The organism is Actinomyces urogenitalis DSM 15434, assembly GCF_000159035.1.
Taxonomy (GTDB): Bacteria; Actinomycetota; Actinomycetes; order Actinomycetales; family Actinomycetaceae; genus Actinomyces; species Actinomyces urogenitalis.
The window spans coordinates 1,020,743-1,034,022 of sequence record NZ_DS999574.1 but is presented as its reverse complement, the minus strand read 5'-3'; the positions used below and the strand labels follow the sequence as shown (position 1 = coordinate 1,034,022).

Here is a 13,280-nt window from a genome sequence, read left to right as displayed (position 1 = left end):
AGGAATCAGGGGCGGCTCAGGGTCTCCCCTCATCGCGCTGGGACAGGCCCGCCCGGGAGCATAGAGCCATGAGCAATCCCGAGCAGCCTTCACAGGCCCCCCACGATCCCGCCCAGGGCGGCGAGCAGTCCGCTGGCCCGTCCGCGCAGGCCGAAGCCGGCTTCCAGGCGGGCCCTGGCTACCAGGCGGGTCCTGGGCACCCAGGCCCGCAGCCAGACCCCACCGGCTACCACTACCAGGCCCCTGGGGGTCCGCGTCCCACCGATGGCTTCTTTGACTCCGTGCGTCGCACCGGCCTGGTCCGCACCGAGCAGCGGTGGGTCGGTGGTGTGGCTGGTGGGCTGGCACGTCGCCTCGGCGTCGATCCCGTGCTCGTGCGCTGCGTGTGGGCGGTGCTGTGCGTCTTTACCGGCGTCGGGCTCATCATCTACGGGCTGGGCTGGGCGCTCATGCCTGAGGAGCGTGACGGGCGCATTCACGTCCAGCAGGCCTTGGAGGGCGATGTCGACGCCGGCCTGGCTGGCGCGATTGCCGCCATCCTCGCCGGTGCGGCGCTCAGTGACCACGGCATACTGCCTGGGTGGTTCGTCGGTGAGGGCCTCGGCCACGTGATCGCCGGTATGGCATGGTTCGGTCTCAACGTGGCCGTCGTGTGTCTGGTCGTCTGGGCCGTGGTACGGGTGATCCAGCGTCGGCGTGAGCACCGTCAGGCTCAGACTGCGGCAATGGCAGCAGGACCTGTGCCTCCTCAGGGCACGGCGGCGTGGCAGGCGCCGCGCTCGGCAGCCGCGCCTCAGCCCGGACCGGCACCTGCAGCTACGCCTCAGCCCGCGCCGGCACCGGCCGCTACGCCTCAGCCCGGACCAGCGCCCTCAACTGCCCAGGCGCCGGCTGGCAGTGGCCCACGACCGGTCTACACCTACAGCGGAGCACCTGGAGGTGCCAGAGTGTCGACGCCACCGCCGTCGGCCGCCGCCCCGGCACGCCCGCTCCAGCCGGTCCAGCCTCCGCGTCCCCCCAAGCCACGAGTCCCCGGTCCTGGCCGCACGGTCTCGCTCATCGTCCTGGGCCTGGCCCTCCTCGCGCTGGCAGCCAGCGTCCTGGGGGTCTCGACTGGCACGCTGGGTGTGCTGGGCGCCGGGCTCGTGGCGGCGGGTGCCGTCGTCGGCCTGCTGGGGCTGGGGGTGACCATCAGCGCGCTGCGAGGTCGGCGTGGTGGCTGGATGACCGGCTTCGGCTGGCTGGCCGCCTTCGCGGCCGTCCCCGTCCTCGCCCTGGGAACCGCGTTTCCCTCCGGATCTGTCTCGGGCGCCGTCGAGCTGCGTCCCGTGGTCGTGACCGTCACTGACCGGATGCTCCAGGACGCTGCCCAGTCGAGGGACAAGGTGCTGGACCTTGGATCCTACGGAGCCGCTGACGTGACTGTGGATCTCACGAAGCTCGGCGACGGCCCGTACCCGGTCAAGAACGTCACGATCGAGGTCGGCAGTGGCGCGATTCGTCTGCTCACCAAGCAGACCCAGAGCATGGAGGCCATCACCGCTGTCAACCTCGGCACTCTGCACGGCGACGTCCACGGGCGCTGGACGGCTGACGGTGCCCAGACCGACCTGACCAGCACGACGTGGCCGGAGAGATTCACCTTCTCCGGAGAGCGCCTGCTGTCCACCGTCATCTACGAGAACGACGGCCTGTCCACCCACGCCACGCTGCGCTCGGAGAATGCCGCAGCGGAGGAACCGGCACTGAGCATCAAGGCCGTGCTCGGCATGGGAGAGATCGCCGTGTCCGAGAGAGCAGCAGGCTCACCATTCTGGGCCGGCTACAAGATGGGCGACTACTGGATCGTCGACTCGTGGACGGATGTCAAGGGCAAGACTCACTCCGACTCTGATCTACCGATTCCTGACATGACGCACCCGGTCGTCTCCGCAGGGCAGGCCAACCAGTGCCTGACGCAGGCCAAGGCCCTGTCCGCCAAGCAGTACGCCAGCCAGGACGAGGAGGACCTGAACTCCTATGAGAACTCCGACGAGTGGGTCACGCTGGACAACCTCAGCTCGCTGACCCCGACCGCTAAGGCGGCGATGGCCAGCTGCCTAGACCAGGTCATTGCCACGGGCTCCGTGCCCAAGGAGGGCACCACCACCGCCACGGATCCCTCAGCCACCCCGAGCCCGTCCGCTGAGGCCGAGCCCACCGCTACCCAGTCCGCTCAGCCCGCCGCATGAGCGCCACCCCATCGTCTCAGCAACCCTTACCAGGAGAAGAAGCCATGACCTCCCCCACCCAGCCGATGTCCGCCCCCTCGCCTGCCGATCTGCCGACCACCGTCATGTCTCCGGAAGATGCTGAGGCAGCCGCGGAGAAGACCCCTCAGGTCACTGAGGTCCTTCCAGGCGCTGCGCCGACCGAGGCGTTGCCCACGACTGCCGCCACCGAGCAGCTGTCTCAGGCAGGTTGGTCCGCGCCTGCCACGGCAGATGACCTGGCGCCGACCGACCCTCTGGAGGCGATCCGCTCCACCCGCCCCTGGCCTGGCGCACGCAGCGGCGAGGAGGCCGGACGCGCATCCGCCATCTCCGCCTCCAGCGCTGAGCAGGCACGCAGCCTCGGCGCGAATCCGCAGGACCCCGAGGTCGTGTGGTCCGGATCCTCGCTGGCCAGGGGGCCCGAGGCCGAGGAGCCGGCTCGTCGCTCCGGCCCGCGCCCGGGGACCCTCCTGTGGGGCCTCATCCTGGTCACGATCGGCGTGGTGCTGCTGGCTACGGGACTAGGGCTGAGGATCGACCCGGTCAGCGCGGCGATCGTCCTGCTGGCAGCGGCCGGGGCAGCGTTGCTCGTCATCGCGGTCCTGCCCAAACGCCGTCCCGCTCGCTGAAGTCCTGTTCTGGCGGGTCGTCTCCCCCGAGCGCGTCGCTTCAGGCCCTGGACAGTCGGTTCGGGTGCGGCAAGCATGGGAACCGACTGTTCACCACCTAAAGCGACGAACTGACGCAGCCAGCCAGGCAACCCCAGCCCACCGCGGCTCACACAGGACGAAGCCCTCGGGCCCGGTCTCCCGGGCCCGAGGGCCTGTGTCACTGAGGTGCTCGACGTGGGTTCCCAGGCCCACGGAGCGCTCCTCCTTCACCGAAGCGACTGCCCCGAGCTCCCTAGTACTCGTGGCCGTCTCGGTCCAGGCCGGTCATCGGGTTCCCCAACCCTCGTGACCTGTTCCGTCCGGCGGTGACTCATATGTAACCCGCTCACCCTGAACAATCACCCCCCGGGAACCTGAAAAATCCATGGGAAATACTCGCCGCCCGTCTCCCCGAGCTCTCCTACGCCCTTGTTCCCCGATTCGCTCCTAGCAACACCGGTCCCGTCCCAGCACCTGCTCCCCTAGCCTGGCCACGGCACCGCACCGCGCGCCCCCACGTCCCGCACCTGCGGAAGGATCCTCATGATCACCACCCTGGATGGCACCACGCCTCTCGCTCACAACACCCAGATGCCGATGATCGGCTACGGCACCTGGCAGGTCACCGACGCCGCCCAGGCCACGGCCGGCGTCAAGGAGGCAATCGCCGCCGGTTACCGCCACATCGACACCGCCGCCGTCTACGGCAACGAGGAAGCCGTGGGCCGCGGTATCGCCGAAGGCCTGGCTGAGGCCGGCCTGAGCCGCAAGGACCTGTTCGTCACCACCAAGCTGTGGAACGACCACCGCGGCCACGACGCCGCCTTGGCCGGGATCGAGGAGTCCCTGTCCCGCCTCGGCCTGGATTACGTGGACCTCTACCTCATCCACTGGCCCGCCAACTCCCGCCAGCACCCGCAGGACTGGCGCGCCCTCAATGCCTCCACCTGGTCCGGCATGGAGGAGATCTACGCCTCCGGCCGCGCCCGGGCGATCGGCGTCTCCAACTTCACCCGCAAGCACCTGGAGGCGCTCCTGTCTGACGCCAGCGTGGCCCCCATGGTCAACCAGATCGAGCTGCACCCCGGCTTCGGCCAGTGGGACGCCGCCGAGTGCTCCAAGGCTAACGGCCTGGCGGTCGAGGCCTGGAGCCCGCTGGGATCTGGCCGCGTCCTGGGCGATCCTGCGCTGGGCGCCGTCGCCGCCCAGATCGGCCGGACCCCGGCCCAGGTGGCCCTGCGCTGGCTGCTGCAGCAGGACATCGCCATCCTGCCCAAGTCCGTCACGCCCGAGCGCATCCGCTCCAACGCCGAGCTGTTCGACTTCGAGCTCAGTCCCGCCCAGATGGAGGCCGTACGCGCCGTCGTCGACGACACCGAGCACTCTGACCCTGACCAGGTCGACTTCTGAGGCTCGTCTACATGGCACGTTGATGACGTGGCCTGGCCAGGCAGGAGGAAACGCCTCCGCCCTGGCCAGGCCACGTTCACATCACCGGGCGCGTAGGCGCACCAGGCCTCAGCCCTGGTAGACGATCCGTTCCTTCATCTCCTCCACAGCCACGTCACCGAGGTAGAAGCGCACCATCTCCAGGCCCAGGTCCACGGCCGTGGCCATACCCCGGCTCGTGAGCAGCCGTCCGTCGACGACGACGCTCGCCTCGCTGACCTGAGCCCCGTGATCGGCCAGCACCTGGACAAAGCTCGGGTTCGCTGTCGCCCGGCGCCCCTCCAGCAGCCCCAACTCGGCCAGGATCGAGGGCGCCGCACAGATGGCAGCCACCGGGCGGTCCGCACGCACGCGCTGCGTCACCAGCTCACGTACCCGCGCGTCAGCCTTGAGGTTCGGGGTACCCGGGATCCCACCAGGCAGGAAAACCATGTCGTAGGAGTCCAGATCGGCCTCGGACAGCTCGTCCAGGGTCGCGGTGCAGCTGAGCACCACCTGGTGAGAGCTCGTCACCTGCCGCGAGTGCGTGATGGAGATGAGGTGCGCCGGGATACCGGCGCGGAAGAGGATGTCCAGCGGCGCCAGCGCCTCAACCTCCTCCAGCCCCGGGGCCACGAGCACCGCGACCTTCTTGTCCGTCGCCGCCCTGAACTCAGCCATCGCCTTGCGTCCTTCCCTCAGCACCGTCGTGGTCACTGCTGACCCTACGCTCCCGGGCAGGGCGGGCCCCCACTGACGGCACGCAGGGCCGTGGCCCGGCTACTCAGCCCGCAGCGCCTCGACCGGATCCTCCTTGGCCGCCCGCCCCGAGGGCAGGATGCCGGCAACAAGCGTCAGCCCCACCGAGATCACCACGAGCACCACCCCGGCACTCACCGGCAGGTGGGCGATCGGGTAGACATTGAACCGGGCCTGGACAAAGGCGTTGGCCGGAACCGAGATGAGCAGCGTGATCCCCACGCCCATGAGGCCCGCAATGAGTCCCTCGATGATGGTCTCGGCGTTAAAGACGTGCCGCACGTCCGACTTCGAGGCCCCGATCGCACGCAGGATGCCGATCTCCTTCTTCCGCTCCAGCACCGAGATGTAGGTGATGATCGCGATCATGATGCTGGAGACCACCAGCGAGATCGCCACGAAGGCGATGAGCATCCAGGTGATGATGTTGACGATCCGCGTCACCGAGCTCATGAGCGTACCTACGAGGTCGGTGTAGGTGACGACCTTGGCGTCCTGCCCTGCCTCGGTCGCCCAGGCGTTGTAGTCGTCCAGGATCGTCTTGACCGCGTCCTTGTCCGCGAAGCTCGTGGGGTAGATGTCGATCTGGGAGGGGCGGGACTCGTCCGCCCACCCCAGCGAGGCGAGATTGCCCTCGTAGGTGGGCACCGTCGTCGTCATGAGGGTCGCCAGGAGGGCGGCCAGGTCGTCCTGGTCCATCGTGGGCTGGAAGGCCTGGGCAAAAGCCGAGCCGTCCAGGCTCACCGCACTGGCCAGCGAGGTAGCCAAACCCTCCATCGCGGTGCGGAGCTGAGTGGCGATCTGGGTCTGGAGCGAGGTCATCATCTGCGTCATCGCCCCGCCCACACTCGCCTCCAGCGAGGAGGCCAGCGCACCGGAGACCGCGCTCGTGAGCGAGGCGGTCAACTGACTACCCACCTGCGAGGCCACTGCCCCTGCCAGGTCCGCCGAGACCTGCGAGGCGATCTCCTCCACCGCAGGGTCCTCACCCAGCGTCTGGATGAGCCGCTGGGTCAGCAGCTCGGAGTCGACCACCTGGTCCGAGCCGGCCGCCTGCGCAAGCTGCTCGCGTACCTCAGGTTGGGCGAGGTAGGAGCGGGCCAGGCCCGCCCAGTCGCGCTCAGGCACGCCATCGCCGTCGGTGTCCTGGCCCGGTTGGGAAGCCACGTAGTCCATGAAGCCCTGGAGCAACGAGCCCGCCACGCCCGCCAGGTACTCCCCGGCGCCGTCCTTGATCACGCCGTCCTCCAGGGCCGAGGCGACGACGGCGCCGTAGTCGATCTGCCCGAGCTGCGGATAGCGCGTGGCCAGGTCCGCCAGGTCCAGGCCCGACAGGTCCACCTGACCCGCCAGGGCAGCCAGGTCGAGACCGCTCAGGTCCACCTCGCTGAAGTCCAGGCCGCTGGTATCCAGGTCAGGCAGGCTCAGCGCGCCCAGGTCCAGACCCGTCAGGTCAGTCTGCAGGGCGCTGGGGTCCACCTGGAAGGCGGCCGTGAGCTTCTCGCCGTCAATGGTGAACAGCGAGGACATATCCAGCTCCCCGCCGCCCACGCCCTCGGCGAGATCAGCGAAGGTGCGTCCGGTGAAGACGTCCGTGTCCGGGTGGTCGAGCTGGGCGCGCACGATCTGGGCGTCGGCGGCCTCGCGCACCACCTGGCGGGTCAGCTCCGGGGTGTAGGCGATGCCGGGCTGGAGGGTGGTGGTGTCGTCGGTCGCACGCACCACCCCCACCACGCGCAGCTGCTGCCCCGCGGCCACCGCCTGGCGCATGACCTCCTCCTGGTCCGAGCGGTCGGTCCACACCCGGTGCTCGGCGTCGTAGGCGTAGCGCGCCGCTGCAGGTACCAGGGAGAAGGTCCGCCCGAGCACGTCGTCGTAGGAGTAGCTGTGCACGGCCGGCTCATTGCTCGCCGTTGCCGTCGTACTCGGCTCCGCCGTCGCCGTGGCACTCGGTCCGGCCGACGGCGTGGCCGGGCCTGCGCCGTCGGCTCGCGCCGCACTCGTGGCGGCTGGGGAGGCGCCCGCTGGTTCTGCCCCGATCTGCACGGCGCGACCAGCCATGAAGTCGCTCATCATCGTCTGCAGCTCAGCGTGGGGGCGCAGGCCCAGCGTGTACTCGTAGAGGTTGTCCAGGGTGCCCCGCTGGCTCGTGACCACCACCAGCTCGTTGGCGGACCGGGGCCAGTGCCCGGCGACGACGTCGTACTGGTCCTCATACAGCGTGCTGGCCTCGGGCAGCTGGTGGAAGGCGTCAAAGGAGGTCATCGCTGACAGCGGGCTGTCCCCCATCGCCGATGTCATGGGGCTCATGGCCTGGTCCGGGAAGACACGCACGACGCCGTCGGAGGTGTCCGCGAGGTAGATCTGGAGCGAGACGTCGTAGGAGTACTCGATCGCCGCCACGTGCCCGGCCACACCCGAGCCGGAAGAGTCCAGGAAGGTCTTGAGCGAGGCCAGGTCGTTGGTGGTGGTGGACTCCATGGTGGAGGTGATCCCCTCGGTCATGAGGATCTCCCCGTCCTTGGCCTCGGCCCGCTCGCCCTCGCCGGCGCGCATGAGACCGGCCAGGTCCACGCCGGTGGACTGGATCGACAGCGGGTAGGAGGTCAGGGCCTCCTCCTCGGTACGCGCGATGTAGCCGTTGACGCCGTTGGCCAGAGCCAGGATGAGGGCGATGCCGATGATCCCGATCGACCCCGCGAAGGAGGTCATGATCGTGCGGCCCTTCTTGGTCATGAGGTTGTTAAAGGACAGTGACAGCGCCGTGAGCGTCCCCATGCGCGTGCGCCGGGCCTCCTTCGCCTCGCGAGCGTCCTGGCTATCCGGCTCGTACGGGTCAGAGTCGGCCACGACTCGCCCGTCAGCCAGCTCAACAATCCGCGTGGCGTACTCGTGGGCCAGCTCGGGGTTGTGGGTGACCATGATGACCAGGCGATCGGCAGCGACCTCGCGCAGCAGGTCCATCACCTGTACCGAGGTCGCCGAGTCCAGGGCGCCGGTCGGCTCATCCGCCAGCAGGATCTCGGGATCGTTGATCAGGGCGCGGGCGATCGCTACGCGCTGCATCTGGCCACCAGAGAGCTGGTTGGGGCGCTTGTGCACATGATCTGCCAGGCCCACCGAGTCCAACGCCGCCAGGGCCCGCTCACGCCGCTGCGCCCGGGAGACCCCGGACAGGGTCAGCGCCAGCTCGACGTTGGCCAGCACGCTCTGGTGCGGAATGAGGTTGTAAGCCTGGAAGACGAAGCCGATGCGGTTGTTGCGGTAAGCATCCCAGTCCCGGTCCTTGTAGTCCCGGGTGGAGATGCCGTCGATGACGAGGTCCCCGGAGTCAAAGCGGTCCAGCCCGCCGATGACGTTGAGCATCGTGGTCTTGCCGCTACCGGACTGGCCCAGGACCGCGACGAACTCGTTGTCCCGGAAGGAGACGCTGACCGCGTCCAGGGCAGTCTGGGCGAGCGTGGCGGTGCGGTAGGCCTTGGTAACGGCGCGGAGCTCGAGCATGGGACCTTCCGGGACAGTGAGGTGGTGAGGCGTCAGGCCAGCGGGCGAGGCCTGGTCCGCGAGCGCGGTCCCGCCCTCAGACGGCGTGCTCAACCTGGCCTGTGAGCACAGGCCATAGTCCTGCCCTGCAGCCGCGTGAGCGTAACCCACCGACGCGTCGCGTCACGAGAGCGATTCACCACCAGCGAGCGCGGTCACGGCCGCTCCCTCTGAGCGGAGCAGCCAGGCCTTGCGCTCGGGGCCGCCGGCGTAGCCCGTGAGCACCCCGTCGGCTCCGAGTACCCGGTGGCAGGGCACGACGACGGACAGCGGGTTACGCCCCACAGCGCCGCCTACCGCGCGGGCCGAGGTGGGCCGGCCCAGGACCGGCTCTAACCGGGCAGCGATCTGCCCGTAGGTCAGTGTCTGCCCGCGCGGGATGGCACGCAACTGCTCCCAGACCCGGAGCTGGAAGTCGGTACCAGCCGGTGCAAGCAGCGGAGGCTTGCCCGGGTCGGTGCCTGCGAAAGTGGCGTCCAGCCATACGCGCACGGCGGCGAGCACGACCGGCTCGCCGTCGTCCCCCGGACTGACGAGGACGGCGTCGTCGGGCAGTCCGGCGCGGTCGTGAGCCTGGCCGTCAAACCAGACGCCGGTGAGCGCGCCGCCGTCAGGCAGGCCCTCGCCGGTGGAGGCAGCCAGCGTCATCGGTCCCAGGGGCGAGGAGTAGGCCTGGACGTACGTGGAACGGGCAGAGTCGCCGGTGGTCATGCCCCGATCCTGCCACGCACCCTGGCCTAGCCTCAGGGCCTGCGCCGCCCCCTCAGCCCTGAAGCTCGGTAAGCACCTGCGCCGTCGTCACCACGCGGGAGTCGAAGACGCGCGAGAAGTACTCCAGGCCGCCGTCCTGGGTACCCACGAGGAAGCTCGCGGTGGCGTCCGCAGGCACAATCGTGCGGTAGCCCAGGTAGTAGGCGCTGGCCAGGGTGTGCAGGACGCAGATGTTCGTGTCAAAGCCGACGACGATGAGCACCTCCCGCCCCAGCTCGCGCAGGGTGAGGTCCAGGTCCGTACCCACGAAGGCCGAGTAGCGGCGCTTGGGGACCACGTAGTCGGCGTCGGTGACCTGGAAGGCGTCCAGGGGCTTGGAGTCCTCGGTTCCGCGCACGGAGTGCGCACCCCACAGCTCGGTCTCCAGATCGGTGCCGGGCAGGTGGTTGTCGCAGGCGAAGAACACCGGGACCCCGGCAGCGCGCGCCCCCTGTGCCAGGGCAACGGCGTTGGCCGCCATCTCGTGCAGCGGCTCGATCACCTCACCCGATCCTCCCAGGACGTCAACGACGACCAGCGCCGCGCGGGAGGCGTCGATGCCGGTGGACTGCTGCCAGGTGGTGGGCTGGGGCTGTGGGAGTGCCATGACGGTCCTTTCACTCAAGGTGTCTTGACACTAGCAGGCATCCCCGGGCCGCATGTCTTCCCCTCCACTCCTGCCCCTGCGCCTGAGGAAGACCACCGAAGGTGACGGGCACTGACCGTACCTGGCTCGTGACAGGCATGGGTCCTACCGTGGGGCCGTTCACCCTGTTCAGACCACTGAAGGAATCCTCATGAAGACCACCGTCCTCGTCTTCCACCCCAGCATCGCCACCTCGCGCGTCAACGCGCGCCTGACCCACGCCGCCGAGGCCATCGACGGCGTCGAGGTGCGCTACCTCTATGGCCTCTACCCTGACTTCCGCATCGACGTCGAGGCCGAGCAGCGCGTCCTGGAGGCAGCCGACCGCATCGTCTGGCAATTTCCCCTCTACTGGTACTCCTCCCCCGCCCTGCTCAAGCAGTGGGAGGACGACGTGCTGACCTACGGCTGGGCCTACGGGTCCACCGGCACGGCCCTGCACGGCAAGGAGCTGGCTGTGGCTGTCTCGCCAGGAGCGGCTGCCGAGCGCTACACGCCCACCGGCCTGTACCAGGTCACCGTGGACCAGCTCCTGCTGCCCTTTGCCACCACCAGCAAGCTCATTGGCACCCGCTTCGTCGAGCCCTTCGTCACGGCCGGGGCCATGCAGATCAGCGACGCGGACCTGGAGCGTCAGGCCGAGGCCTACCGCTCCTGGCTGAGCGCGCCGGCATGCTGACACGCCCCGCGCTTCCACGCTCCCAGGCTGAGGCGCAACGCCCGGCACACGCGACGGCGACCGGGTGAAGAGGATATGTCTCTTCACCCGGTCGCCGTCGTACGCGTTCAGCCCCGGGGGCCAGGCTGCGATCAGCGCCCGGCGAGCTGCCAGACCATGCGCACCACGCGCGCGGCCTGCTTGGCCAGCTCCTCACGGCTGAGAGCGACGATCGCCCCCTCCTCGCCGCGCAGGGCGGCCAGGATCGCCTGACGGTCGTTCTCGCAGCCGGGCATGAACAGCTCGTTGCCGGCCTTGATCGTGGCCGGAGCGGTGGCCCGCGGGTGCGGCGCGTCGGTGCGGGTTATGCCGTCCACAACCCAGTCGGTCATGACCAGGCCCTGGTAGCCCCACTCCTCACGCAGGATCGTCTCCAGCAGCTCGGCGCTCTCAGAGGTGTGCACACCGTTGACCAGGTTGTAGGAGGTCATGAGGGCGTGGGGCTGCGCCTCGCGCACCACGATCTCGAAGGAGCGCAGGTACAGGTCCCGGGCCGCGCGCTGGGAGACGTGGCTGTTGGAGTTCAGACGGTTGGTCTCCTGGTTGTTGAAGGCAAAGTGCTTGACCGTCACGCCACGACCAGGGTGCGCCTGGACGCCGTGGGTGATGCCAGCCGCCATGCGTCCAGCCAGGAGCGGGTCCTCACTCATGTACTCGAAGTTGCGGCCGCACAAGATGGTGCGGTGCAGGTTGAAGGCCGGGGCGAGCCACAGGTGGGCACCGAAGTGCTCCATCTCCGCTCCCACGAGGTCACCGTAGGCACGCGCCACCTCGGGGTTCCAGGTCTGGGCGACAGCTGTGCCGATCGGGATCGCGGTGGCCCACTGCTCGAAGGTGCGCTCGGGCACGCGCGGAGCCACACTCGGGTCCACGCCCAGGGCCGCCAACGACTCCTCGTCCAGGAGCTCGGCGAACAGGCCCTCAAAGGCTGCGCCCACGGGGAAGGGGCCGTCAGCGTCCACGCCGACCTTCGAGGCCAGGCGCAGGCCGGCGGGCCCGTCCGGCATGACGAGGGTGCGCAGGCCCTCCAGACGGGTGGTGGTCTGGCCGGCAGCGCCCACCAGGTCCTCACTGGCCTGGCCGATGACGGACTGCTTGTCCGCTGAGTCGTGGTACTGGCCGAGCACGAGGTAGCTCAGCTCGTCATCGGACAGGCCACACGTGTACTCCAGCGCCTCGGTGAGGTCCACGGCCTTGCCAGCGTCCTCGCGACGCAGGTCGCTGGCCTGGATCTCCAGGCGAGGTGCGTCGTCGGGCACGACGACGGCGACCGGCTGCTCGGGGCGCCAGTCAGTGAAGCCGGGGTCACCAAGCACGTCGTGAGCGTTGCGCACGATCGCGCTCTCACCCAGCGTGAGGACGCCGGCGACCTTGGTGGCGCGGCTGGAGGAGCCCACGCGCACGACGTAGTCGCCCGCCTCCAGGACGGTGGCGACCTTGGCGGCGTCGTAGGAGGCGAGGTCGGTCAGGTCGAAGCGCAGGGTCAGCTCCTGGCTGGCGCCGGCAGCGAGCTCCTCGGTCTTGGCAAAGGCAGCCAGGGCCTGGAAGGGCTGATCGAGGTCGCCGGCCGGGACGGAGACGTAGACCTGGACGACCTCCTTGCCCACCCGCGAACCGGTGTTGGTCACACTCGTGGTCAGGGCGATCTCGCCACCCTCGACCGCGATGGCAGCCTCACCGATCTCGAAGGTGGTGTAACCCAGGCCGTGACCGAAGGGGAAGATCGGCTCCTTGCCGACCGAGTCGAGGTAGCGGTAGCCGACGTAGACGCCCTCGGTGTAGTAGGTGTCGTCCGGGTCGCCGAAGTCACCGGCGTCGGGATAGCTGCCCCAGGCGGCCCAGGTCGTGGACAGGCGGCCGGAGGGGTAGACCTTGCCCAGGAGGACGTCGGCGAAGACGTCACCGGTGATCGCACCGAGCTGGGAGAGCAGGAGGATGTTGGGCAGGTCCCCCACTGGGGTCAGGTCCACCACGCCGCCGACGTTGAGGACCAGGAGGAAACGCTCGAAGCGAGAGGCCAGAGCCTTGATGTCACGTACCTCAGAGTCGGTCAGCAGCACATCCCCGGCCTGGGGCTTGCGGTCGTTGCCCTCACCCGAGTCGCGCGACAGGACGTAGACCGCAGCCTCGCCCTCACCCTCCAGCGGCAGGTCATAGGCAGGTGCCGGCTCAACGGCGCCCATGCCGAAGATGATGGCCGGCACACCCGCAGCCTTGGCCTGCTTCTTCAGGTCCGCAACGAAGGCGACGTGGTTGGCGTTGGCGACCTCGTCATAGGCGTCCAGCCACGCCTTGGTGGTGATCTCGAAACCGGCGTTCTCCAGCCCCTCCTCGACCGTGACGACGTGGCGAGAGTTGACGTCCCCCGATCCGGTACCACCCTTGACGGTGCGCCGGGCGCCCGCGCCGAACAGGGCGATCTTGCCGGGGGCGGCCAGCGGGAAGCTCCCGTCACTGGCCAGCAGCACCACGGACTCGGGGGCAGCAGCCCTCACCGTCGCCAGGTGGTCGATCTCATACTGCTCCATCGCATT

General features: G+C 69.1%; 9 protein-coding genes. 4 read left to right on the top strand and 5 right to left on the bottom strand.

Annotated features, from left to right (window positions below):
• Window positions 1–68 precede the first annotated feature (68 nt).
• From HMPREF0058_RS04470 to HMPREF0058_RS04460, 3 genes are all read left to right on the top strand, one after another.
• On the top strand, window positions 69–2,231 hold the full coding sequence (locus HMPREF0058_RS04470; protein WP_006548503.1) for a PspC domain-containing protein: 2,163 nt from the start codon (window positions 69–71) through the stop codon (window positions 2,229–2,231).
• 44 nt (window positions 2,232–2,275) lie between these two features.
• Window positions 2,276–2,881 carry a hypothetical protein gene (locus tag HMPREF0058_RS04465; protein ID WP_006548502.1) on the top strand — a complete coding sequence of 202 codons (606 nt, stop codon included), beginning with the start codon at window positions 2,276–2,278 and terminating at the stop codon, window positions 2,879–2,881.
• 564 nt (window positions 2,882–3,445) lie between these two features.
• Window positions 3,446–4,312: an aldo/keto reductase gene (locus HMPREF0058_RS04460; RefSeq protein WP_006548500.1), complete on the top strand. Its 867-nt coding sequence runs from the start codon at window positions 3,446–3,448 to the stop codon at window positions 4,310–4,312.
• Between the two features lie 108 nt (window positions 4,313–4,420).
• Here the strand turns inward: HMPREF0058_RS04460 and HMPREF0058_RS04455 are convergent, their stop codons facing one another.
• The 4 genes from HMPREF0058_RS04455 to HMPREF0058_RS04440 all read right to left on the bottom strand — a co-directional run bounded on the left by HMPREF0058_RS04455 (window position 4,421) and on the right by HMPREF0058_RS04440 (window position 9,989).
• Window positions 4,421–5,011 carry a DJ-1 family glyoxalase III gene (locus HMPREF0058_RS04455; RefSeq protein WP_006548499.1) on the bottom strand — a complete coding sequence of 197 codons (591 nt, stop codon included), beginning with the start codon at window positions 5,009–5,011 and terminating at the stop codon, window positions 4,421–4,423.
• Between the two features lie 99 nt (window positions 5,012–5,110).
• Window positions 5,111–8,593, bottom strand: a complete 3,483-nt coding sequence (locus HMPREF0058_RS04450) for an ABC transporter ATP-binding protein/permease (protein WP_006548498.1) — start codon at window positions 8,591–8,593, stop codon at window positions 5,111–5,113.
• 162 nt (window positions 8,594–8,755) lie between these two features.
• On the bottom strand, window positions 8,756–9,343 hold the full coding sequence (locus HMPREF0058_RS04445) for a methylated-DNA--[protein]-cysteine S-methyltransferase (RefSeq protein WP_006548497.1): 588 nt from the start codon (window positions 9,341–9,343) through the stop codon (window positions 8,756–8,758).
• A 52-nt stretch (window positions 9,344–9,395) separates the two neighbouring features.
• Window positions 9,396–9,989 carry a cysteine hydrolase family protein gene (locus HMPREF0058_RS04440; protein WP_006548496.1) on the bottom strand — a complete coding sequence of 198 codons (594 nt, stop codon included), beginning with the start codon at window positions 9,987–9,989 and terminating at the stop codon, window positions 9,396–9,398.
• Window positions 9,990–10,179: 190 nt separating this feature from the next.
• Here HMPREF0058_RS04440 and HMPREF0058_RS04435 point away from each other — a divergent pair, with 190 nt between their 5' ends.
• Window positions 10,180–10,707, top strand: a complete 528-nt coding sequence (locus HMPREF0058_RS04435) for an NAD(P)H-dependent oxidoreductase (RefSeq protein ID WP_006548495.1) — start codon at window positions 10,180–10,182, stop codon at window positions 10,705–10,707.
• A gap of 131 nt (window positions 10,708–10,838) precedes the next feature.
• On the opposite strand, the gene HMPREF0058_RS04430 is transcribed toward HMPREF0058_RS04435, so the two are convergent.
• On the bottom strand, window positions 10,839–13,274 hold the full coding sequence (locus HMPREF0058_RS04430) for a glycoside hydrolase family 3 N-terminal domain-containing protein (RefSeq protein ID WP_006548494.1): 2,436 nt from the start codon (window positions 13,272–13,274) through the stop codon (window positions 10,839–10,841).
• Window positions 13,275–13,280: the final 6 nt, after the last annotated feature.